This window comes from Microbacterium sp. Y832 (genome assembly GCF_057669765.1).
Map to the genome: position 1 here is coordinate 218,737 of NZ_JBYHFM010000001.1, position 23,054 is coordinate 241,790.

General features: G+C 69.7%; 16 protein-coding genes and 1 riboswitch. Of the genes, 9 read left to right on the top strand and 7 right to left on the bottom strand.

From position 1 onward, the window contains the following. Positions 1-8: 8 nt before the first annotated feature. The 6 genes from purH (at position 9) to AC25YV_RS00865 (ending at position 10,069) form a co-directional block, all read left to right on the top strand. Positions 9-1,616 (top strand): bifunctional phosphoribosylaminoimidazolecarboxamide formyltransferase/IMP cyclohydrolase, encoded by a 1,608-nt coding sequence (gene purH, locus AC25YV_RS00840; protein WP_488121930.1) that lies wholly within the window; start codon positions 9-11, stop codon positions 1,614-1,616. Positions 1,617-1,697: 81 nt separating this feature from the next. Next, on the top strand, positions 1,698-3,257 hold the full coding sequence (locus AC25YV_RS00845) for a DNA-3-methyladenine glycosylase 2 family protein (protein ID WP_488122285.1): 1,560 nt from the start codon (positions 1,698-1,700) through the stop codon (positions 3,255-3,257). After that, on the top strand, positions 3,254-3,766 hold the full coding sequence (locus tag AC25YV_RS00850; protein WP_488121931.1) for a methylated-DNA--[protein]-cysteine S-methyltransferase: 513 nt from the start codon (positions 3,254-3,256) through the stop codon (positions 3,764-3,766). Before AC25YV_RS00845 ends, AC25YV_RS00850 begins: the two co-directional genes overlap by 4 nt. A 40-nt stretch (positions 3,767-3,806) precedes the next feature. Then, positions 3,807-5,663, top strand: a complete 1,857-nt coding sequence (locus AC25YV_RS00855; RefSeq protein WP_488121932.1) for an ABC transporter ATP-binding protein — start codon at positions 3,807-3,809, stop codon at positions 5,661-5,663. Beyond that, positions 5,660-7,471 carry an ABC transporter ATP-binding protein gene (locus AC25YV_RS00860; RefSeq protein WP_488121933.1) on the top strand — a complete coding sequence of 604 codons (1,812 nt, stop codon included), beginning with the start codon at positions 5,660-5,662 and terminating at the stop codon, positions 7,469-7,471. The genes AC25YV_RS00855 and AC25YV_RS00860 overlap by 4 nt, the downstream gene beginning before the upstream one ends. Positions 7,472-7,675: 204 nt before the next feature. Continuing rightward, the gene (locus AC25YV_RS00865) at positions 7,676-10,069 is read left to right on the top strand and encodes a M64 family metallopeptidase (protein WP_488121934.1); all 2,394 of its coding nucleotides are present in this window, start codon (positions 7,676-7,678) and stop codon (positions 10,067-10,069) included. A gap of 202 nt (positions 10,070-10,271) precedes the next feature. On the opposite strand, the gene AC25YV_RS00870 is transcribed toward AC25YV_RS00865, so the two are convergent. After that, positions 10,272-10,724: a GNAT family N-acetyltransferase gene (locus AC25YV_RS00870; RefSeq protein ID WP_488121935.1), complete on the bottom strand. Its 453-nt coding sequence runs from the start codon at positions 10,722-10,724 to the stop codon at positions 10,272-10,274. Between the two features lie 165 nt (positions 10,725-10,889). On the opposite strand from AC25YV_RS00870, the gene AC25YV_RS00875 reads away from it, so the two are divergent. Continuing rightward, on the top strand, positions 10,890-13,106 hold the full coding sequence (locus AC25YV_RS00875) for an NADP-dependent isocitrate dehydrogenase (RefSeq protein ID WP_488121936.1): 2,217 nt from the start codon (positions 10,890-10,892) through the stop codon (positions 13,104-13,106). 90 nt (positions 13,107-13,196) lie between these two features. On the opposite strand, the gene AC25YV_RS00880 is transcribed toward AC25YV_RS00875, so the two are convergent. The 5 genes from AC25YV_RS00880 to nagA all read right to left on the bottom strand — a co-directional run bounded on the left by AC25YV_RS00880 (position 13,197) and on the right by nagA (position 19,832). Next, a complete protein-coding gene (locus AC25YV_RS00880) occupies positions 13,197-14,681 on the bottom strand; it encodes a L,D-transpeptidase family protein (protein ID WP_488121937.1) in 1,485 nt (494 codons plus the stop codon). A 118-nt stretch (positions 14,682-14,799) separates the two neighbouring features. After that, the gene (locus tag AC25YV_RS00885; protein WP_488121938.1) at positions 14,800-16,191 is read right to left on the bottom strand and encodes an FAD-binding oxidoreductase; all 1,392 of its coding nucleotides are present in this window, start codon (positions 16,189-16,191) and stop codon (positions 14,800-14,802) included. Next, a complete protein-coding gene (locus tag AC25YV_RS00890) occupies positions 16,188-16,580 on the bottom strand; it encodes a YrdB family protein (RefSeq protein WP_488121939.1) in 393 nt (130 codons plus the stop codon). Before AC25YV_RS00890 ends, AC25YV_RS00885 begins: the two co-directional genes overlap by 4 nt. Positions 16,581-16,625: 45 nt before the next feature. Further along, on the bottom strand, positions 16,626-18,323 hold the full coding sequence (locus tag AC25YV_RS00895; protein WP_488121940.1) for a sigma-70 family RNA polymerase sigma factor: 1,698 nt from the start codon (positions 18,321-18,323) through the stop codon (positions 16,626-16,628). Between the two features lie 342 nt (positions 18,324-18,665). Further along, positions 18,666-19,832: an N-acetylglucosamine-6-phosphate deacetylase gene (gene nagA / locus AC25YV_RS00900; protein WP_488121941.1), complete on the bottom strand. Its 1,167-nt coding sequence runs from the start codon at positions 19,830-19,832 to the stop codon at positions 18,666-18,668. A 177-nt stretch (positions 19,833-20,009) separates the two neighbouring features. Further along, a riboswitch (ZMP/ZTP riboswitch) is annotated at positions 20,010-20,094 on the top strand. A gap of 43 nt (positions 20,095-20,137) precedes the next feature. Here nagA and glyA point away from each other — a divergent pair. Further along, the gene (gene glyA / locus AC25YV_RS00905) at positions 20,138-21,412 is read left to right on the top strand and encodes a serine hydroxymethyltransferase (protein ID WP_488121942.1); all 1,275 of its coding nucleotides are present in this window, start codon (positions 20,138-20,140) and stop codon (positions 21,410-21,412) included. A 108-nt stretch (positions 21,413-21,520) separates the two neighbouring features. Then, entirely contained in the window at positions 21,521-22,402 is an 882-nt protein-coding gene (locus AC25YV_RS00910; protein WP_488121943.1) for a bifunctional methylenetetrahydrofolate dehydrogenase/methenyltetrahydrofolate cyclohydrolase, read from the top strand. 5 nt (positions 22,403-22,407) lie between these two features. Here AC25YV_RS00910 and AC25YV_RS00915 read toward each other — a convergent pair whose 3' ends face one another. Further along, positions 22,408-22,944 carry a hypothetical protein gene (locus tag AC25YV_RS00915; protein ID WP_488121944.1) on the bottom strand — a complete coding sequence of 179 codons (537 nt, stop codon included), beginning with the start codon at positions 22,942-22,944 and terminating at the stop codon, positions 22,408-22,410. Between the last annotated feature and the right edge of the window lie 110 nt (positions 22,945-23,054).

Here is a 23,054-nt window from a genome sequence, read left to right on the forward strand (position 1 = left end):
GAGTCCCCATGGCCGGCCCGAGCCACGATCCCGCCCTCTATCGCGAACGCGATGTCGTGCCGATCCGTCGCGCGCTGATCTCTGTCAGCGACAAGACAGGTCTTCTCGAACTCGCCGAAGCACTCGCGGCGGCCGGCGTCGAGATGGTGTCGACGGGCGGCTCCGCGTCACTCATCCGCGACGCCGGCTACGACGTGACCGATGTGTCGGCCGTCACAGGGTTCCCCGAGTCGCTGGACGGGCGCGTGAAGACCCTGCACCCCAGCGTCCACGCAGGGCTCCTTGCCGACATGCGGCTCGAGGACCACGAGCGCCAGCTCGACGAACTCGACATCGCCCCCTTCGAGCTCGTCGTGGTCAACCTGTACCCGTTCGTCGAGACCGTCGCCTCGGGGGCCTCTGCCGTCGACGTCGTCGAGCAGATCGACATCGGCGGCCCCGCCATGGTGCGGGCATCCGCCAAGAACTTCGCCAACGTCGCGATCGTCGTCTCACCCGAGTCCTACCCGGCCGTCATCGAGGCCCTCGGCGCATCGGGGACGAACCTGGCACAGCGCCGCGACCTCGCTGCGCGCGCCTTCGCCCACACCGCGGCATACGACCGCGCCGTCGCGCAGTGGTTCGCCGAGCAGACGCTCGCCGACGAGCAGACGCTGCCGCAGCACCTCACGATCAAGGCCGAGCGCCTCGCGACGCTGCGGTACGGCGAGAACTCGCACCAGCGCGCCGCGATCTACACGCGCGTCGGCGGCCACGGCATCGCGCAGGCGACGCAGCTGCAGGGCAAAGAGATGTCCTACAACAACTACGTCGACGCGGATGCCGCGCTCCGCGCCGCGTTCGACATGCTCAAGCCCGCCGTGGCGATCATCAAGCACGCCAACCCGTGCGGCATCGCGACCACGGCGCCGCAGGCGCTCGACCCCATCGCCAGCGCTCACCTGCGTGCGCACGAGTGCGATCCCGTATCGGCGTTCGGCGGTGTCATCGCGGCGAACCGCACGATCACGCTCAAGATGGCCGAGAACGTGCGCGACATCTTCACCGAGGTCATCGTCGCGCCCGCCTTCGAGCCCGAGGCGCTCGAGGTCTTCCGGCTCAAGAAGAACCTGCGCGTGCTGCAGCTGCCCGCCGACTGGCAGCAGGAGCGCATGGACGTGCGGCTCGTCTCGGGCGGACTGCTGCTGCAGGATGCAGACCGGTTCCCCGACGACATCGACTCGGTCGCCAAGGACTGGGAACTCGTCTCGGGTGAACGGCCCGCCGACGAGGACATGACGAACCTCATCTTCGCGTGGAAGGCGTGCCGCGCCGTCAAATCCAACGGCATCGTGCTCGCGAAGAACTCCGCGACCGTCGGCATCGGAATGGGTCAGGTCAACCGCGTCGACTCGTGCCGCCTCGCGGTCGAGCGCGCGGGGGACCGCGCCGCCGGCTCGGTTGCGGCATCCGACGCCTTCTTCCCTTTCGCCGACGGGCCGCAGGTGCTCATCGACGCGGGCGTCAGCACGATCGTCCAGCCGGGCGGATCGGTGCGCGACGAAGAGGTCATCGAAGCGGCGCGGGCAGCCGGTGTCACGATGTTCTTCACGGGAGAGCGTCACTTCTTCCACTGACCGGTGACGGACCCTCGTGTCCGTTTTCCGCGAGCCCGTGGGCCCTGAGCGTGTCAGGCTGGGGAAGTGAGCATCCCGGTCATGACGTTCGACGAGCGCTACCGCGCGATCGATTCGCGCGACGCGCGATTCGACGGGCAGTTCGTCACGGCCGTGCGATCGACCGGGATCTACTGTCGGCCGAGCTGTCCCGCGCGCACGCCCAAGCCCGAGAACGTCACGTTCTACGCGACCTCGGCCGCGGCGCACGAGGCCGGGTACCGTGCGTGCAAGAGGTGTCTGCCCGAGGCGGCGCCCGGGTCGCCGCAATGGGACCTGCGCAGCGATACGGCCGGCCGTGCGATGCGGCTCATCGCCGATGGAGTGGTCGAACGTGAAGGTGTGCCCGGCCTGGCACGCCGCCTGGGCTACTCGCCGCGCCATCTGACCCGGCTGCTCACGGCCGAGCTCGGTGCCGGACCGCTCGCCCTCAGCCGTGCGCACCGCGCGCAGACGGCCCGGATGCTGCTGGTCGGCACCGACCTCGCCGCCGCCGACGTCGCCTTCTCTGCCGGGTTCGCCAGCGTGCGGCAGTTCAACGAGACGATCCGCGAAGTGTTCGGGGTGACGCCGCTCGAACTGCGCGCTCGACGCACCGTGCGGCAGGCGCGAACCCCGAGGGACGGTGCCGCGACGGGAATCGATCTCGTGCTGCCGCATCGCGAGCCATTCGATGCGGACGGACTGTTCGCGTGGATGTCCGCCCGCGCCGTCGACGGCGTCGAAGCGGCGACCGCGACGTCGTTCGGCCGCGCCGTGCGGCTCGCCGGTGGGCCCGCGTGGTTCGAGCTCAGCCTCGACGGGGCGGGCCGCATCCGGCTGCGCGCGCAGCTGACCGAGCTGTCCGACCTCCCGTCGCTCGTGGCCCGCGCGCGCCGATTGTTCGATCTCGACGCCGACCCCGTCGCCGTCGACGCGGACCTCGCGCGGCGCCCTGAGCTCGCGCCACGGGTGGCGGCGCTTCCGGGCATCCGTGTTCCCGGGGCCGCCGACCCGCACGAAATGCTCATCCGCGCCATGATCGGGCAGCAGATCACGGTCGTCGCTGCGCGCACGGTGCTGTCGCGCCTGACCGCCGAGCTCGGCGACCCGGTCGACGGGGTCGGATCGGCGACGCGTCTCTTCCCCACGATGGCGGCGATCGCCGAGCGCGGCCACGAGGTGCTGCGCGGACCCGCCGCACGCATCCGCGCCGTCACGGGAGCCGCCGCCGGCTTGGCCGACGGCTCGCTCGTGCTCACAGCGGGTGACGACGCCGCCGATCAGCGCGCCGCGCTGCTGGCCATGCCCGGGATCGGGCCGTGGACGGCCGACTACGTGCGCATGCGGGTCATCGGCGACCCCGACGTGTTCCTGCCCGACGACGTCGCCGTGCGCGCGGGCGCCGCGGCGGTCGGCCTGCCCTCGGCCTCCGCGCTCACGGCGTGGGTCGCCCGCGCCGCCCCCTGGCGCAGCTATCTGACGGCCCACCTGTGGAGAGCCGTGCCCCCGCGACCGGTGCGATCTGAAAGACCCTCGCGGCGCGACGAACCCCCGGCGACTGCCGAGACGGCGCCGCGCACACCTGATCCCGCACACCTCACACAAGGACGCCCCGCATGACGACGATCGAGACCCTCGACACCCCCGACGGGCCCTTCACCCTCATCGCCGACGACGAGGGCCGGGTCCTGACGTCGGGGTGGACGGCGGAGCCCGAGCACATTCTCGACCGCCTGCGGCCGGCAGACCGTCCCTCGTCGTTGCGCTCCGGTGCGACGGCGGCGGGCGAGGCCGTCACGGCCTACTACGGAGGCGACCTCACCGCGATCGATGCCGTCGCGGTGCGTCAGCACGGCACCGCGCTGCAGCACGCCGGGTGGAAGGCGCTGCGCGGCATCGAGCCCGGGCATCCGCTCACCTACGCGGAGTTCGCTGCCGTGCTCGGGTCGGCACGTGCCGTGCGGGCTGCGGCCTCGATCTGCGCCCGCAACGCCCCGGCCCTGTTCGTGCCCTGCCACCGGGTGCTGCGCACGGGCGGGGCTCTGGGCGGCTTCGCGTGGGGCATCGACGTCAAGCGCGCACTGCTCGACCGCGAGGCCCGCTTGCAGTCGGCGAGCACCGGGTTCTAAGCTGGTGGGCTGCCGCAATCGCGGCACGGCTCCAGGGAACATGACCATCATCGCTGAACCGAAACGGTCCGACCTGTCCACAGTGAAGGCCCTTGCGCGGCTCGTGCCGTTCGCGAAGCCCGTGCTTCCGCGCCTCCTGCTGGGCGCTGTCAGCGCGCTCATCGCGAGCCTGCTCGCCCTCGCCATCCCGCTCGTGCTCGAGGCCGTCGTCGAAGGTCCCCTCTCGACGGGCGACATCACCCAGATCATCTGGGGTGCCGCGGCGATCCTCGCGCTCGGCCTGTTCGAGGCCCTCATGGTCTGGGCGCGGCGCTGGTTCGTGCTGGCCCCCGCGACGCAGGTCGAGTACGACCTCCGCACGGGATTCTACGAACGCCTGCAGCGGCTGCCTGTCGCCTTCCATGACCGCTGGCAGTCCGGTCAGCTACTGAGCCGCATGATGCAGGACATCAGCATGCTGAGGCGCTGGCTCGCCTTCGGCGTGATCCTGCTTCTGGTGAACGTCATCACGATCGTCGTGGGCATCGCGCTGCTGTTCCGCTGGCACTGGGTCCTCGGAGTCATCTTCCTCGTGTGCTCGGCGCCGCTGTGGTACGCCGGGTACCGGTTCGAGAAGACCTACGGCACGCTCGCGCGCCAGAGCCAGGATCAGGCCGGCGACCTCGCGACCTCGGTCGAAGAGAGCGTGCACGGCATCCGCGTTCTCAAGGCCTTCGGACGCGGAAAGCACGCGCTCGTGAAGTTCACGCGGCAGGCCGAGAGCCTGCGCGAGACCGAGATGAGTAAAGCTCGCGCCGTCGGCTGGATCTGGTTCTGGCTCGTGCTGCTGCCGGACATCGCCTTCGCGCTGTGCCTCGGCGCCGGGATCTACCTGACCCAGCTGGGTGAACTGCAGGTCGCCGAGTTGTTCGCCTTCTTCGCGATGGCGACGGTGCTGCGCTGGCCCATGGAGTCCATCGGGTTCCTCTTCTCATTCCTCATCGACGCACGCACCGCCACCGATCGCATCTTCGAGGTCTTCGACGAGCCGAACCCGATCGTCGACCCGCCGACGCCCGTCACGATCGCCGAGCCCCGCGGCGCGCTCGCCTTCGAGGGCGTGCATTTCCGATATCAGGATGCCGACGCTCAAGAGCGCGACCTGCTCGACGGCATCGACCTCGTGCTGCGGCCCGGTGAGACGATGGCGCTCGTCGGTCTCACGGGCTCGGGCAAGACGACGCTGACGACGCTGCCCGCGCGGCTCTATGACGTGACCGCCGGTCGCGTGACGCTCGACGGCGTCGATGTCCGCGACATCCGCCTCGCCGAGCTGCGCCGCCACATCGGCATGGCCTTCGAGGACTCGACGCTGTTCTCGCAGTCGGTCCGCGACAACGTGCTGCTCGGTCGCGACGACCTCGTGCCGGGTTCTGCCGAGGCCGAGCGCGTGCTGCGCGAAGCTTTGGGCGTGGCGCAGGCAGGCTTCGTCGACGACCTTCCGAACGGCGTCGACACGATCATCGGCGAAGAGGGACTGTCTCTCTCGGGCGGGCAGCGACAGCGTCTCGCGCTCGCGCGAGCCGTCGCCGCGCGACCCGCCGTGCTCGTGCTCGACGACCCGCTCTCTGCGCTCGATGTCGACACCGAGGCGCTCGTCGAAGACGCCCTGCGCGAGATCATGCACGAGACCACGACCCTCGTCGTCGCGCATCGTCCCTCCACCGTCATGCTCGCTGACCGCGTCGCGCTGCTCGAAGCGGGCCGCATCACCGCCGTGGGCACCCACTCCGAACTGCTGCGCACGAGCGAGCATTACCGCCACGTCATCTCGAGCCTCGCAGACGAGCAGGCGCAGCTACGTGAACTCAGGTTCGAACCGTACGGCTCGGGCCAGGAACCCGAGGTGGCCGAGTGAGCACCGTCGTCGGCACGAGCGGCGAAGACCGCTCTGACTACACGCGCGAAGAGAGCCGTGCCGTGCGCCGCCGCTCGCTGCAGCTGCTCGGCTCGCTCGTGCGGCCCGTGCGCGGTCAGCTCGTGCTCGCAGCCGTCGTTCTCGTCATCTCGACCGCCCTGCGCGTCGCCGGTCCCGCGCTCATCGCCATCGGGATCGACACGGCTCTGCCCGCCGTCGTCGAGCGGATGGACTGGATGCCGACGGTCCTCGTCGTGCTCGCGTACCTCGCCACCGCGATCGGCGGGGCGGCGCTCATCGGCTGGTACGTCGTCGTGACGGCGCGGCTGACGCAGGCGATCATGCTCGATCTACGCAAGCGGATCTTCCTGCACACGCAGAAGCTCAGCCTCGAGTTCCATGAGTCGTACACGTCGGGCAGGATCATCTCGCGGCAGACCAGCGACCTCGACACGATCCGCGAGCTGCTCGACGGGGGACTCAACGAACTCGTCTCGGGCATCCTCTACGGCGTCTTCACCCTCGTCATGCTGCTCGTGTGGGATTGGCAGTCCGGACTCATCCTCGTCGTCATGGGCATCCCGCTGTACCTCCTGATGCGCTGGTTCTACACGCGCTCGCAGCGGGTCTATCGCGAATCGCGCGTCATCAGTGCGACGGTCATCGTCAAGTTCGTCGAGACGATGACGGGTATCCGCGCCGTCAAGGCGTTCCGTGAAGAGAAGCGCAACGACGAAGAGTTCGGTGAGCTGGCCAGCGGCTACCGCGAGATCAACATGCGCTCGATCCGCCTCTTCGGCACGTTCGAGCCGGGCCTCATGGCCGTCGCCTCCGTCACGCTCGCCGTCGTCGTCGCGTGGGGCGGACTGCGCATCGTCGATGACACGCTTCTGGTCGGCACCCTGCTGGCGGCCGTGCTGTACGTCCGCAACTTCTTCGCGCCTCTGCAGGAGGTCGCGTTCTTCCTGAACTCCTACCAGTCCGCCACCGCGGCACTCGAGAAGGTCTCGGGCGTGCTCGAAGAAGAGCCGACGGTGCCCGATCCGGTGCATCCCGTCGACCTGTGGAAGGCGCGCGGCCATGTGCGCTTCGAGGATGTGTCGTTCGGGTACTCCGATGAGCGGGTCATCCTGCCCGACTTCTCGCTCGACATCCCCGGCGGGCAGACGGTCGCCCTCGTCGGAACGACCGGTGCGGGCAAATCGACACTCGCCAAGCTCGTCTCGCGGTTCTACGACCCGACGCGCGGACGCGTGACTCTCGACGGCGTCGACCTGCGCTTGCTGCACCCGAAGGACCTGCGCCGCGCGATCGTCATGGTCACGCAGGAGGCGTACCTGTTCAGCGGCACCGTGGCCGACAACATCGCGCTCGGCAAGCCGGATGCGACGCTCGACGAGATCCGGGCGGCAGCGCGTGCGGTCGGCGCGGACGCCTTCATCGAGAAGTTGCCCGACGGCTACGCGACCGATGTGAACAAGCGCGGCGGGCGGGTGTCGGCGGGGCAGCGCCAGCTCATCTCCTTCGCGCGCGCGTTCCTCGCCGACCCCGCCGTGCTGATCCTCGACGAGGCGACCGCGTCACTGGACATCCCCTCGGAGCGGATGATCCAGAATGCCCTGCAAACCCTGCTCTCGGACCGCACGGCGATCATCATCGCGCACCGCCTGTCCACCGTGGCGATCGCCGACCGCGTGCTCGTCATGGAGCATGGCCGCATCATCGAAGACGGCACACCCGCCGAGCTGATCGGGGGCACAGGCAAGTTCGCTCAGCTGCACGCGGCCTGGCGGGACTCGCTGGTCTGACGATCGGATGCGCGGCCGCTTCCGCCGGTGGGGGAACGGCGGATCCGACAAACGTCGTGCACGTTCGGCCGATCACCAGACGCCCGCACCGTGATTCGGCTGGACATCGTCCCTAGGCTCTCACGCGTGAGCCGACCGCTCCGACAAAGGTGTCATGCCATGGCGCGTGCGGGTCACAGCCCATTCGAGCCGAAAGTGGAGACCATGACCAGTACCCGAACTGCGGTCGCTCCGAGGCGGCGCTGGGGGGCGATGCTCACCGCATCGACCCTGGCGGCGTCCCTCGTGGCACTCGCGCCCCCCGCCGTCGCAATGGCAGCCTCCGCCGAGGTGGGCTCTTCCACCGTCGTGCCGATGCAGATCACCGGTGACGATGCTGAGCGCTTCTCGCTCGTCATCCTCGGTGACGGCTACACCGCCGACGAGCAGCAGAAGTTCTACGACCAGGTAGAGGTGCACCTCGAGACGATGTGGAGCATCGAGCCCTTCAAGAGCTACCGCAACCACTTCAACGTCTACGCGATCGGCATCGTCTCGGGCGAGTCGGGCATCAGCTGCGACCGTACGCTCGACGCCCCCCGTCGCACGACGCCGCTCAGCATGTCGTTCTGGGGCGGATGCCGCGCCTCGAGCGTCGAGCGCCTCATCACGATGAACAACTCGGCGGCGCAGCGTTACGCTTCCCAGGCGCCGAAGGTCGACCAGATCCTCGCGCTCGCCAACAGCGACACCTACGGCGGCGCGGGCGGCGCGTACGCGACGGCCAGCGGTGGAAACCCGCTGTCGGCGCTCATCTCGCCCCACGAGATCGCCCACTCGCTCGGTGGCCTGCAGGACGAGTACGACTACTACACGCGCGGCATCACGACGGGTGACTACACCGGTCGCGAGCCGAGCTCCGCTCACCACACGCTCATGACGGCCGAGCAGATGGCGCAGACCAAGACGAAGTGGTGGCGCTGGCTCGGTGAAGAGAGCGAGTCCGGTGGCATCATCGACGTCTACGAGGGTGGAATGTACTACTCGACGGGCATCTTCCGTCCGAGCAAGCACTCCATGATGAAGTCGCTGGGTTACCAGATGGACCAGGTCAGCCGTGAGGTCATGACCGAGAAGGTCGCCGGCCGCGCTCCGCTCGTGCCCGCGTCGACCCCCACCGATGCCGCCGTCGCACCCAACCAGGTGCTGTACGTCGAGACGTCGCACCCGGTCTACCACGAGAACGACGTGACCTGGGCGGTCAACGGTGAAGCGGTGGACAACCCCGCCAACCTGCGCACGCTCGAGCTCGGCAAGCTCGGCGTCAAGGCCGGCGACACCGTGACGGCGACCGTCGTCGACAACACCGAGTTCGTCCGCGACCCCGCGATCCGCGCCAAGGCGTCGATGACGCAGACGCGCACCTGGACCGTCGGCACCGGCTCGGCCAACGGCGGCACCGTCCGCCCCGGCATCATCGAGGCGTTCCCGACGTTCAAGCCCGCGGGCGCCGAGGACATCCTCTACGTCAACACGACGCACCGCACCGACCGTGCGTTCGACATCACGTGGCGTGTCGACGGCGAGGTCGTCGCGACCCCCGCCGGCAAGAACACGTTCGACCTGGGCGCGCTCGACCTGAGCGGCACGCACGAGGTCTCGGCGACCGTCTCCGACCCGGGCAACCCCGGTGCCGGACGCGTCGTGCAGGAGTGGGACGTCGACGCATCGGGCCCGACGGTCGAGGCGACCGTGACGGCTCCGATCTCGACCACGACGGGCGCCAACGGCGAGCCGCACTACATCGTGAACGAGTCGTTCGCGATGAAGCTCGTCGCGAGCGACGACCGCGAGGGTGCGCTCATCTCTGAGTTCCGCCTGAACGGCCAGGGCTGGCACAACTACTACGGTTCGCCGACCAACCCCGATGATCCGTTCCTCTTCACGCCCTCGGGCACGAACGTCGATGACCTCATCTACGGCAGCCTCGGCTCCGCCGGTATGTCGGCCTCGCCGTTCCAGCCGACCGAGCCCGGTTACGGCACCCACCGCGTCGAGTACCGTGCGACCGACGCGTCGGGCAACATCGGCCCGGTGAAGGCCTTCACCGTCACGGTCCTCGGCGGCGATGACTCCGACAGCCGTCAGATCATCACGACCGAGGTCACCGGCGGCGCCCTGTCGCTCGCGATCGCCAGCGACGAGCCCGTCGTCCTCGACGGTGTCGCGCTGAACGGCGTGGACCAGACGGCGACCGGTGCTCTGCACGACGTCGCCGTCCGCGACTCGCGCGGTACCGCTGCGGGTTGGGACCTGACCGGCGAGGTCTCGGACTTCACGAGCGGCTCCGGCCTCATCGTGGCTGAGAACCTCGGTTGGGCGCCGCGCGCAGAAGCCGTCGTCGGCGACCTGCCGCAGGCTCCCGGCCAGTCGAGCAAGGTCACGGCCGGAAACGTCGCCGTGCCCGGTGCGGGCATCGGCGTTCCGTCCACGCTCTGCGAGTCGCCCGCGGGCAACAGCGCAGGTGCGTTCGTCTGTGGCGCCGACCTCACCCTCGGCGTCCCCGGGTCGACGCGTGCCGGTACCTACGCCGGTGTGCTGACACTCACGCTCATCTGAGCGGATCTCCCCAACGGATGGGGCCCCGGAGCGCACGCTCCGGGGCCCCATCCCGTTTTCGGGGCACGGGTCTCGGTGCACGCCGAACGAACGGACGCGGCGAGGTGACGGCATCCGCGGGATACGGAGAGGCGCCGGCGTCCGCCAGGTCTGCGATCAGGCGCGCGGACGACCGCGCCGCGCGAAGCGGGGGATGCCGGGTCTAGAGGCCGACCTCGGCGATGACCTCGCCGTACTCCGTCTCACCCACGGGAGTGAAGCCGACACGGCGGAAGAACGCCTCGGGTCCGCCCTCGCCGGCTTCGTAGATCACCGCGACGCGACTCATGCCGCGGGAGCGCGCCTCTTCGAGGAGCTGCTCGACAGCGAAGCGACCGACGCCGCGACCCTGGTCATCGGCGTCGACGTTGATGCGCCAGAGAATCGACTTGAAGTGCTCGATGGGTGCCTCGGGGTCGAAGCTGGCGCTGACGAACCCGACGACCTCGTCGTCGTCGACGACGACGCGCTGCCAGGTCGTCTGCGGATTCATGACGGTCGCTGCGATCCCGTAGCTCACCGGCGCGAGGAACTGCTCCTGGCCGGGTTTGAGGGACATGTGGTTCACGGCGACGATCGTCGCCGCTGACAGTTCGACCAAACGCAGCTCACCCATAGACGACAGGCTAACCGCATTCTCGGTCGCGGGTCACGTATCCGCGCCTCACATCCGTGTGAAGACGGCCCCGATTATCTTGATATCGAGATATCTCGACCGTGTGCGGTAGCCTGGAATCTTGACTGAGGACTTGAATTTCCGACTGAACGAAAGACGTGACCGGTGACAGATTCGACCATCATCTACACCTACACCGACGAGGCTCCGGCTCTCGCTACCGCATCGTTCCTGCCGATCGTCAAGGCCGTCACCGGCCGGGCGGGCGTCGATGTCGAAACGCGCGACATCTCTCTGGCAGGCCGTATCCTCGCGGCGTTCCCGCAGGCGCTCACGCCCGAGCAGCAGGTCGGTGACGCTCTGGCTGAGCTCGGTGGTCTCGCGACCCTGCCCGAGGCCAACATCATCAAGCTTCCGAACATCTCCGCGTCCGTCCCGCAGCTGAAGGCCGCGATCGCCGAGCTTCAGGCGCAGGGCTACGACGTCCCCGATTACCCCGATGACGCCACGACGCTCGAAGAGAAGGACGTCCGCGCGAGGTACGACCGCATCAAGGGCTCGGCCGTGAACCCCGTGCTCCGTGAGGGCAACAGCGACCGCCGTGCGCCGCTGTCGGTGAAGAAGTACGCGCGCAAGCACCCGCACCGCAACAAGCCGTTCGCCGAGGGATCCAAGACCCGCGTCGCGACGCTCGGCCATGATGACTTCAAGGCGAACGAGACGTCCGTGCTCATCGAGGCCGACGACGTGCTGTCGATTCAGCACGTCGCCGCCGACGGGACCGTGACTCCGCTCAAGACCGGTCTCAAGGTGCTCCCCGGCGAGATCGTCGACGCGACCTTCCTCTCTGCCAAGGCGCTCGACGCCTTCCTCGCCGAGACGCTCGAAACGGCCAAGGCCGAAGACGTGCTCTACTCGGTGCACCTCAAGGCGACGATGATGAAGGTCAGCGACCCGATCATCTTCGGCCACGTCGTGAAGGCCTACTTCGATGACGTCTTCGAGCGTTACGGCGCCGAGCTCGCCCAGGCGGGTCTGAGCCCGAACGACGGACTCGGCACGATCCTCGCTGGTCTGCCGGCCCTCGAGCACGGCGAAGAGATCGCCGCCGCCATCACGGCCGACCTCGAGAACGGTCCCCGACTGTCCTACGTCAACTCCGACAAGGGCATCACCAACCTGCACGTTCCCTCCGACGTGATCGTCGACGCGTCGATGCCGGCTCTCGTGCGCAACGGGGGCAAGCTGTGGGGCGCCGACGGCGGCGAATCGGACACGCTCGCGGTCATCCCCGACTCGTCCTACGCAGGGGTCTACCAGACCGTCATCGAAGACGTGATCGCCCACGGTCCCCTCGACCCCGCCACGATCGGCACGGTGCCCAACGTCGGTCTCATGGCCCAGGCCGCCGAGGAGTACGGCAGCCACGACAAGACGTTCGAGATCGAAGCACCCGGCGTGGTCCAGGTGCTCAGCAGCACCGGCGAGGTGCTGCTCTCGCACGAGGTCGAGGCGGGCGACATCTGGCGCGCGACGCAGACGAAGGACGTCGCGGTCCGCGACTGGGTCAAGCTCGCCGTCACGCGCGCGCGGGCCACCGGATCGCCGGCGGTGTTCTGGCTCGACGAGAACCGCGCCCACGACGCCCAGCTCATCGAGAAGGTGAAGACCTACCTCGCCGACCACGACACGACGGGTCTCACGATCGAGATCCTCGCGCCGGCCGAGGCGACGCAGTACTCGCTCGACCGACTGCGCAAGGGCGAGGACACCATTTCGGTGACCGGCAATGTGCTGCGTGATTACCTGACGGACCTGTTCCCGATCCTCGAGGTCGGTACGAGCGCCAAGATGCTCTCGATCGTCCCGCTCCTCGCGGGCGGCGGCCTCTTCGAGACCGGTGCCGGCGGTTCCGCACCCAAGCACGTGCAGCAGCTGCTGGCCGAGAACTATCTGCGCTGGGATTCGCTGGGCGAGTTCTTCGCTCTCGCGGCCTCCCTCGAGCACCTCGCGACCGTGACGGGCAACGTCAAGGCGCAGGTCCTCGCCGACACGCTCGACGCCGCGACGGGGACCTTCCTCGAGAACGACAAGTCGCCCGGCCGTGCGCTCGGCACGATCGACAACCGCGGCAGCCACTTCTACCTCGCGCTGTACTGGGCGCAGGAGCTCGCGAACCAGCAGGCGGACCCCGAGCTCGCCGCGGCATTCGCGCCCGTCGCCGACTCTCTCGCATCGGCCGAAGACGACATCGTCGCGGAGCTCCTCGCCGTGCAGGGCGTACCGACCGACATCGGCGGCTACTACCGCCCCGACACCGAGCTCGTGACCGCGATCATGCGGCCCTCCGCGACGCTCAACGAGATCATCGACGGGATCTGACCCGCCCGATCACGAAGGCCCTGTCCGCTCAGCGGGCAGGGCCTTCGGTCGTTCACACCGGATGACGCAGGCAACCGGGCGCGGGGGCGGTCAGGCGCGGACCTGAACCTCGGTGCCGACGGGCGCCCAGTCGAAGAGGAATTTGGCAGCGCCGACGGGCATGTTCACGCAGCCGCTGCTGACGTGCGCGGCACCGAAGCTGTTGTGCCAGTACGCGCCGTGGAACGCCTGGTCGCCGTTGAAGTAGGCCACCCAGGGCACGTTCTCGGTGCAGTATGGCGCTCCGGGGAAGCATCCCATGTCCTGAATGTTGCGCTTCCAGTTGATGCGGAACGATCCCGTGAACGTCGGCGACGAGGCCTTGCCGGCCGAGATGGGGTACGAGTTGACGAGGTTGCCGTTCTCGTAGAGGTAGGTGCGCAGATCGCTGAGATCGACCACGACGTTGCGGGCGAGGGTCGTCGTGGCGAACGGGACCTCGGTGACCGGCAGTGCGAAAGCGGCTTCGCCGGCGGCGAGCTGCTCGGCGAACGCCGCCGCGATACCGGACGTATCGCCCAGTTCGCGCCCGACGACGCCCGTGGCCAGCTCGCTGAGGACGCCGCCGCCGGAATCGGTGATGACCGTCGCGTTCGCAGCCTCGCGGTTGACCGCCTCGGGAAGCGTGTCGACGACGGACTGGATCGCCGCCTCGTCGACGCCGACCTCGAAGGTGCCGCGCGCGCCGGGAGTGACGGTGAGCCACGAGGCGACCTGCTCGCGGGCGATCGGCACCGTGCGCTCGTCGCCGATGTAGAACCCGGCGGTGTCGAGGATGTCGTTGAGGTTCGCCGCGGCCGACTCGGCGACGAATGTCGGGGTGCCGGCGACGATGGGTGCCGCGACGGGTTCGAACACGACCGCTGTCTTGCCGGCGGCGAAGGCGGTGTCGAGCGTCTCGCCGAGCGCGACGAGGTCGACGCCGGTGCCCTCGACAGCGGGGGTCGTGACGTAGCTGATGGTCTCGGCGTCGAAGACGAGGGTCGCGTCGACGGGATCGACGTAGAGGTCGGGGGCAGCCTGGCGCAGCGCTGCCGTCGCAACCTCGGGGTCGATCGTCACGGACGCCTCGATGGGTTCGGGGAACCACTGCGTGACGTTCCACATGGGGCTCGTGGCGAACGCGCTGTCGGCGAGGGCGCGGGCCTCGACCGTGGCGCCCAGGTCGAGCGCGTTGATCTCGACGTCGCCGCCGGCTCCGCTGAGGACGACGTTCGTCTCGGCCAGGCGTGCATCGATGGCGTCGGTCGCCGCACCCGAGGTGAGCAGGCCGACCGGAACGCCCCCGACCGACGTGCCCGGTGCGATGAGCACGAGCGAGGTCGCGACGAGGGCGACGGCGAGGGTCGCGGCTCCGGCACCGATCCAGATGCCCGTGCGACGCTTCTTCGGGCCGGGTTCGTTCGGGGCCCACTGGACCGACTCGGTTCCGTCAGTGGGCGGGATGGCCGCGGTCGTCGCCTCAGCACCGTCGGTGGGCGTGCCTCCGCCGGTGTCAGCCCCTTCGGCTCCAGGCTTGATCGCGAGATCCGTCACGCAGAAACCCCCCGGGTTGAACGGACATATCGCTCTATGGTATCCGAGCGTGCGAGGCGCGCGGGGTGAAGTTCGATCAGGGTCCCGATAACGGTTCGGTAAAGGGCCGTGGGCTGCGTCAGGTCTCGAAGACCTTTCCGGGGTTCATGATGCCCTGCGGATCGAACACGCGGGCGATCTCGCGCTGCAGCTGCCACTGGGCGTCGCCGAGTTCGTCGGCGAGCCAGCGACGCTTGAGCACACCGACGCCGTGCTCGCCGGTGAGAGTGCCTCCCAGGCGCAGAGCCGCGCGGAACAGGTCGTCGGCGGCATCCCAGATGTGGGGCGGAGTCTCGACGATGCCGTGCTCGTCGGGCCGCCCGTCGAAGATGAAGTTGGGGTGCAGATTGCCGTCTCCCGCGTGGGCGACCGTCGGGATCGAGACGCCGTGTTCGCGCTCGACCCGGGCGATCTCGTCGAACATCGACGGCATGGCGCTGCGGGGAACTGCGATGTCCTCGATGAGCGTCGTGCCCAGCGTCTCCATGGCGGGGTGCATCGAGCGGCGGATCGCGAGCAGCCGCTCGCCCTCTTCGGGATCGCGTGAGACCACGACGGTCCCGCCCGCGTGCCGCAGCACATCGGCGATGGCCGCGGCCTCGTCCTGGCTCGCCGGGCCGTCGGTCTGGATCGTCAGCTGCGCGGCGCCGGGCGTCGGTGGCGCGAGCGCGAGGAGAGCGTGGACGGCGGCGAGCGAGGCGGCATCCATCAGCTCCATGATCGACGGCTGCAGTCCCGCGGCGGTGACGGCCGAGGACGCCGTCGCGGCGGCGCGCACGTCGGGGAACGTCGCCGCGATCGTCTGCACCTCGCCGGGCACGAGCCGGCGCAGCTTGAGCGTCGCGCCGACGATGACCCCGAGCGTGCCCTCGGATCCGATCAGGAGCGACGTCAGGTCGAGGCCGGTGACGCCCTTGACGGTGCGCCGGCCGAGCTGCAGAAGACGGCCGTCGGCGAGTACGACGTCGAGCCCCAGCACGGCATCGCGCACAACGCCGTACTTGGTGCAGAGCAGGCCGCCCGCTCCCGTCGCGATGTTGCCCCCGACCGTCGAGATCGCGCGGCTGGCCGGATCGGGCGCCCACCACAGCCCCTCGGCGGCGAGGGCATCGTTGAGATCGGCGTTGAGGATCCCCGGCTCGACGACGGCGACGAGGTCGTCGGGGCGCACCTCGAGGATTCGCTCCATGCCGCGCACGGACAGCGCGATCTCACCGTCACCGGCGTTCGCCGCGCCCGCGAGTCCCGTGCCGGCACCGCGCGTCACGACGGGAGTCCCCGTCGCGCTCGCGATCCGCATCGTCTGCTGCACATCCTCGACGCTGCGTGCATGCACGACTGCGAGGGGCGTTCCGGAGGCCACATGGCCGGACTTGTCTGCACGGGCCGCTTCGCGCGCGGCATCCGTCGTGTCGATCCGCTCTCCGAGCGCCGCGCGCAGCTGCGCGAGAACGTCGGCGGGTCCGGTCACGCCAAGCGCCGCCGGCCCACGAAGACGCCCACCGTGACGGCGACGACACCGAAGCCGAGGCCGATCCAGGCCATGTCCATGCTCCACCACGCGATCGTCGCGGCGGCGTAGACGAGAAGCTCGACGAAGCCGCGCACGAACGGATGCACGGCGAAGACGGCTCGCGGCGAGACGAAGAGCGCCCACACGAGGATCGCGAGGGCGGGGGCGCCGATGCCCGCGACGATGTTCCACGGGAAGGGCCACGCGACGAAGCCCCAGAACGCGAGCGAGCCGAACGCGAGGATCTGGCAGAGGAAGGCGAGCACGTCGATGCCGGAGAGCGGCGCGCGCGTTCCTGCCGCCGGTGCGGCGGGCTTCTGAGGCGTCACGTACGGGGTCTCGGGCATGGGCTCCAGTCTACGCGCGGCGTCTCGCGCACTGTCGTCGCCGGCTCAGAGCAGGTCGTCGAACGGCACGAGATCCCGCACGTTGTGCGACCGGCCGGGACCGACCTGGTCCCCCGCGATGTATCGGATCTCGAGGCGTGCGCCCAAGAGCAGGTGCGCGACCGTCGGACGCAGGGTCATGGTCGCGGTGCCGGCCTCGTCGAGCAGCAGGACGCCGCGAGCCGCGCCGTCGTAGGTGACCCGCACCTGCGCGCCGGGGGCTCCCGTGACGGCGAAGCCGAGAGTGAGACGGGTTTCCTCGAACCACGCCGAGATGTCGTCGACCGACGGGCTTCCCTCGGGAAGCACCGGCCCCGGCAGCTCGGTCGGCTCAGGCTCAGGCTCACGCTCGGGGTCGGGGTCGGGGTCGGGGTCGGGGTCGGGGTCAGGGTCAGGGGTCGGTTCGGGGGACGGAGTCGGGGAGGGGGCCGGGGTTGGGATCGCCGACGGCGGCGGAACGGGGGCGGGCGAAGCGCTTGGCTGCGGCACCGTGACGCGCGGTTCGGGGGACGGCGCCGTGCCGGCGGGAGGTGCAGCTTCGGTGAGCGGAGCGAAGAGTGGGGGAGTCGGCTGGGGGGTGGAGGTTTCCCTCAGCCCGTCGCCCGGCGTCTGTGCGACCGGTTCGACGATCGCATCCCGCGCAGCGACCGGAGCCGAGGTCAGGGCCGGCACGACGACGGCGGCCGTGACGACAGAGCCGATGACGAGCAGGCCCGCCGCGGCGATGCCTGTCATGACGCCGATACCCGACAGTGCGCCACCGGCGACGGTCGCACCTGCCGCTCCCGCTGCTGCGCCGCCCGATGTCGCAGCTGCCGCCGATGCGGCGCCGCCGAGCGCGGCCGCGGTCCCCACCGCACCGTCGGTCACCGCCGCGGGCATGGCGGCGAGAGCGGTCATCGGTGTCGCGCCGCCCTGCAACGAGGCGAGATATCCCGCAGCTCCGGTCGCGCCGATCGTGAGCGGCAGCAGCACGAGCGCGAGGCGGCTGCCCACCTCTTTGGCCTCGCTGGCCACGATGGCGCAGCGCGCGCACTCCGCGAGGTGCGACTGGACCTTGTCGTGGTCGCGCCGGCCCAGGTTGTTGCGCACGTGCGCACCGAGCCTCTCGATCGTCCACTGGCAGTCGGACCCGTCGACGACCGCGCGCAGGTGCGCTTGGATCCACGCTTCGCGGAGCCCTTCGCGCGCCCGAAACGCCAGCTGGGCGACAGCGGTCGCCTTGAGTCCGAGCAGGGGCGCGATCTCGGCGGGCTTCATGCCCTCTATCTCGGAGTACCAGAGCACCTCCTGCCAGCGGGTCGGAAGGCTGCGGAACGCTTGGTGGGTGAGGCCGCGGTCGAGCGCCTCGTTCGTCGCCTGCTCGGCGGTCGCGGGGTCCTCGACGGCGTCGAGTTCGTCGATCGCCGTCTCTTTGCGCGCGCGACCCCATCCGGCCGCCGTATTGCGGATGCTCGTGAACAGGTAGGCGCGGAACGAGCCGGTCGGACCGCCGCCCTTCTGAATCGACTGGTAGATCCGCGTGTACGCCTCTTGGACGAGGTCGTCGGCGTCGAACGACGACACCGACCGCGCCACAGCGATGCCGGAGCGGTAATGGCGACGCCACAGCTCGCCGAAAGCCGACGTGTCACCGGACCGCGCGCGCAGCACGAGGTCGGCGTCGCTGAGCTCGGTCGCGCTCTGTGCGTCGTTCATCGTCATGCGGACTCCAGGTGGATGAGGGAAGGTCCAACGGCTTCACTCAAGAGACGCGTCATGGCGGGTTTCATCACGCGGCTTTCCATTCTGCTCGTGCCGACGCCGTTCGCCTCGAAAAAGAACTCTCGAAACCCGCGTCATAGATCGTGCCGACCCCCATCTCATGGGTGAGAGACGTTGCTCGCACTCCCCGCCTGGGGCAGGGGTCGGGCACGGCGATTCGCCGGACGCACAGTCCGGAGTCGTCGGAGGCGGGCTCGGAAGACTGCTCTGGGGAGGGCTTCCGGGTTTGCCTGATCTCACTGGGGGAGTCGCGGCCGCTGCACGTGGGGTGCAGCGGCCGCCTCATTCCTCGCCGACGATCGGGGTGCCGCCGAGCCATACGGCGCGCACGTCGAGGTCGCTCGTGAGCAGAACAGCATCGGCCGACCGGTCGGGTTCGAGCGCGCCGAGATCGTCGCGGCCCAGCACGCGGGCCGGTGTCGTGGTGAGCGCCGCGACGGCATCCTCGAGGGCGACGCCCGCCGCTACCGTTTGCCGCAGCGCGGCATCCTGCGTGAGAGTCGACCCCGCGATCGGTCCGCCGCCGGCGAGGCGGGCGACGCCGCCCTCGACGTGGACGGCCTGCGAACCTAGGTCGTACCGTCCGTCCGGTGCCCCCGCCGCGGCCATGGCGTCCGTCACGAGCGCGATCCGACCCGGCGCCGCCGCGAACGCGATGCGCACGATCTCGGGATGCAGGTGCACTCCGTCGACGATGAGCTCGAGCGTCACCCGGAGGTCGCGCGTCGCCGCGCCCACCGGACCGGGCCCACGGTGGTGCAGTCCGGGCATCGCGTTGAAGGCGTGTGTGATGAGCGTCGCGCCCGCGTCGAACGCCGATGCGGCGGTGCCGGCATCTGCACTCGTGTGCCCCACGGCGGCGACCGCGCCCGCCGCGACGACCGCCCGCACGGTGTCGAGACCGCCGGGCAGCTCCGGGGCGAGGGTCATCTGGCGCACCGTGCCGCGACCGGCTGCGAGCAGGCGCGCGATGGACTCGGCGTCCGGATGCCGCAGGAGCGACTCGTCGTGCGCGCCTCTGTGGCGGGGGTCGAGGAACGGCCCTTCGAGGTGCGAACCGAGCACGGTCGGGTCGGACTCGGCCAGCTCCGCGATGTCGGCTGTGCGCGCGGCGAGCACGTCCAGCGGAGCCGTCACGAGTGAGACCACGGCGCGCGTCGTGCCGTGACCCAGGTGGAACCGGCGCGCCCGGCGGATCGCGTCGGGCCCGTCGTCGTGGGCGGCACCGCCCCCGCCGTGCGTGTGCAGGTCGATGAACCCGGGGGTGAGCACGGCGCGAGGGCCCGCGACCTCCTCCGCGTCGACGATCGTGTCGGCGCCCTCGACGAGCGGTCGCCATGTGTCACCTGTTCCGACCCCGAGCACCCGGTCATCCGCGAAGGCCACCCAGGCGTCCTCGAGGATGCCCCCGCCGTCGACGAGTCGAGCGGAGTGTATGACGGTCGTCACTGCGCGACCTCAGAGCGTGCGCTCGCCGATCGTGCCGCGGCATCCGGATCGTGCGTCGCCGCTGACGGGGGACCGAGACGGCCGGGAGGGGTCACGTCGGGCGTCCTAACGGTCGGGAGCGCGGGGAGCCCACACTACCGCCCGCGTCGGGGTGGCCGAGGGTGGCATCGGATATGCTCGGTGCGTCGCGACTGGCGTTGAGGTGGGCCACCACCGGGGAGCGGCTGACGACGGCATTCGACCGCACGCCTGGGCCGATGCGTGACCTTTCGCACCCTCCGATTGCCGCAGTCAAGGAGATCGTCATGACCGATAAGTTCTTCAACGCCCCGCTCGCCGAGGTCGACCCCGAGATCGCGCAGGTGCTCGAGCGCGAACTCGAACGCCAGCGCGGGTACCTCGAGATGATCGCCTCCGAGAACTTCGTGCCCGTCTCGGTGCTGCAGTCGCAGGGATCCGTGCTCACGAACAAGTACGCCGAGGGGTACCCCGGCCGGCGCTACTACGGCGGATGCGAAGAGGTCGACGTCGCCGAAGAGCTCGCGATCCAGCGTGCGAAAGAGCTGTTCGGCGCCGAGTTCGCCAACGTCCAGCCGCACTCGGGTGCGTCCGCGAACGCGGCCGTGCTGCACGCCATCGCCCGCCCCGGCGACACGCTGCTCGGCCTGTCGCTGGATCACGGCGGCCACCTCACGCACGGCATGAAGATCAACTTCTCGGGCCGGCTGTACGACATCGTCGCGTACGGCGTCGACGCCGAGACCTCGGTCGTCGACATGGACGAGGTGCGTCGCCTCGCCCTCGAGCACAAGCCCAAGGTCATCATCGCGGGCTGGTCGGCATACCCCCGCCAGCTCGACTTCGCCGCGTTCCGCGCGATCGCCGACGAGGTCGGGGCGCTGCTGTGGGTCGACATGGCGCACTTCGCCGGACTCGTCGCTGCGGGCCTCCACCCCAACCCCGTGCCGCACGCGCACGTCGTCTCGTCGACCGTGCACAAGACGATCGGCGGGCCGCGCTCGGGCTTCATCCTCACCAACGACGCCGACATCGCGAAGAAGATCAACTCGGCCGTGTTCCCCGGCCAGCAGGGCGGACCGCTCATGCACGTCATCGCAGCCAAGGCGACGGCGTTCAAGCTGGCCCGCACGCCCGAGTTCGCCGAGCGCCAGGAGCGCGTGCTGCGCGGAGCGGCGATCCTCGCCGACCGGCTGATGCAGCAGGACGTCAAGGATGCCGGGATCACGCTGCGCTCGGGCGGAACCGACGTGCACCTCGTGCTGGTCGACCTGCGTGACGCCGCGATCGACGGCAAGCAGGCCGAAGACCTGCTGCACGACATCCACATCACGGTGAACCGCAACGCGGTGCCGAACGACCCTCGTCCGCCGATGGTCACGTCGGGTCTGCGCATCGGCACGCCCGCACTCGCGACGCGCGGTTTCGGCGACGCCGAGTTCACCGAGGTCTCCGACATCATCGCCCTCGCGTTGCTGCCCGGCGCCGACACCGAGGCGCTGCGCGCCCGCGTCGCCGCGCTCACGGCTGCCTTCCCGCTGTACCCCGACCTGCAGCAGTAAGCCCCGCGCGGTCCAGAGCCGCAGACCGCGAGACGGCGAGAGCGCGGGGGGATCGCACCCGTCGCGACGTGCCGTCGCCGTTTCGCGGACACAGACAGAGAGATGAGGATGCCGGTGATCACGCTCGACGGCAAAGCAGCGGCCGCTGAAATCAAGGACGAGCTGAGAGGACGCGTCGAGGCGCTGCGCGAACGCGGTGTCGTTCCCGGCATCGCCACGGTGCTCGTCGGATCCGATCCCGCCTCACAGCTGTACGTCGGCATGAAGCACCGTCAGTCCGAGGCGATCGGCATGAACTCGATCCAGATCGAGCTCGCTTCAGACGCGACGCAGGCAGAGGTCGAAGCCGTCATCGACGACCTCAACGCGGATGCCTCGTGCCACGGCTACATCGTGCAGCTGCCGCTGCCGAAGCACATCGACACGGATGCGATCCTCGAGCGGATCGACCCGGCGAAAGACGCCGACGGGCTGCACCCGACCAACCTCGGGCGCCTCGTGCTCAACGTCAATGCGCCGATCACGACGCCCCTGCCGTGCACGCCCCGCGGCGTCATCGAGCTGCTCGTGCGCAACGGCTACGACCTCAACGGCAAGCACGTCGTCGTCGTCGGACGCGGCGTGACGATCGGCCGTTCGATCGGTCTGCTGCTGACGCGCCGAGACATCAACGCGACCGTGACCCTCACCCACACCGGCACGACCGATCTCGCCCACCACCTGCGCGAAGCCGACGTCATCGTCGCGGCGGCGGGGGTCAAGCACATCGTGCGGCCCGAGCACGTGAAGCCCGGGGCCGCCGTGCTCGATGTCGGAGTGACGCGCGAGACCGACCCCGAGTCGGGCAAGAGCACGGTGCACGGCGACGTGCATCCCGATGTCGCCGAGATCGCCGGCTACCTCTCGCCCAATCCCGGCGGGGTGGGCCCCATGACGGTCGCCCTGCTCATGACGAACGTCGTCGAGGCCGCCGAGCGCTCCCTGGCCTGAGCGCGTCAGAGCTCGTCGAGCAGCTTGCGCTGCTCGTCGGTGAGGCCGTCGTTCAGTTCGCGACGACCTGCCGCTGACGCGGGTGCCTCGGGGGCGGCGCCGGCGGGGCGGACCGACCGGCCCGTCGCCCGGTCGTAGAGCGCGCCTGCGCGGGCTTCGATCTTGTCGTCGACGGCGTCGTAGATGACCCAGGCGAGCAGCAGCGCGAGCGGCGGGATCACCCACCCCCAGAACCAGCCGGACACGTTGACGCCCGAGAAGACGACCACGAGGATCCACACGATGAGCTCGACGACGAAGACGAGCGCGAACTGCACGATCTTCTCGGCGAGCCGTGTGCGCTGACCGGCCGACTTCGCCGCGGCGCCGCGGAACATCCGTCCGATGAGCGGTTTGAGCCAGATCGTCGCGGCCGTGAGGACGATACCCGCCCACAGGGCAGCCCAGCCCACGCGCACCGCCGGGAGCAGCCCGCCGACGACGAGCAGAACGACGACGTTGAACACGTAGAGCGAGACGAATCGCACGAGCCAGGCTTTCACAACGCCCAGACTGTCACGTGACTCCGCCGGCGACAACGTTCGGCGAGTCAGACGAATCGGACGTGCCACCTTCATCCGATCGGACGAAAGCAAGGGGGCATCGGCTTCCT

Bases quoted from the DNA above. Each gene is read 5' to 3' on its own strand.
- purH (WP_488121930.1), top strand. From the start codon at position 9: ATGGCCGGCCCGAGCCACGATCCCGCCCTCTATCGCGAACGCGATGTC.
- AC25YV_RS00845 (WP_488122285.1), top strand. From the start codon at position 1,698: ATGACGTTCGACGAGCGCTACCGCGCGATCGATTCGCGCGACGCGCGA.
- AC25YV_RS00850 (WP_488121931.1), top strand. From the start codon at position 3,254: ATGACGACGATCGAGACCCTCGACACCCCCGACGGGCCCTTCACCCTC.
- AC25YV_RS00855 (WP_488121932.1), top strand. From the start codon at position 3,807: ATGACCATCATCGCTGAACCGAAACGGTCCGACCTGTCCACAGTGAAG.
- AC25YV_RS00865 (WP_488121934.1), top strand. From the start codon at position 7,676: ATGACCAGTACCCGAACTGCGGTCGCTCCGAGGCGGCGCTGGGGGGCG.
- AC25YV_RS00870 (WP_488121935.1), bottom strand. From the start codon at position 10,724: ATGGGTGAGCTGCGTTTGGTCGAACTGTCAGCGGCGACGATCGTCGCC.
- AC25YV_RS00890 (WP_488121939.1), bottom strand. From the start codon at position 16,580: ATGCCCGAGACCCCGTACGTGACGCCTCAGAAGCCCGCCGCACCGGCG.
- AC25YV_RS00895 (WP_488121940.1), bottom strand. From the start codon at position 18,323: ATGACGATGAACGACGCACAGAGCGCGACCGAGCTCAGCGACGCCGAC.
- glyA (WP_488121942.1), top strand. From the start codon at position 20,138: ATGACCGATAAGTTCTTCAACGCCCCGCTCGCCGAGGTCGACCCCGAG.
- AC25YV_RS00910 (WP_488121943.1), top strand. From the start codon at position 21,521: ATGCCGGTGATCACGCTCGACGGCAAAGCAGCGGCCGCTGAAATCAAG.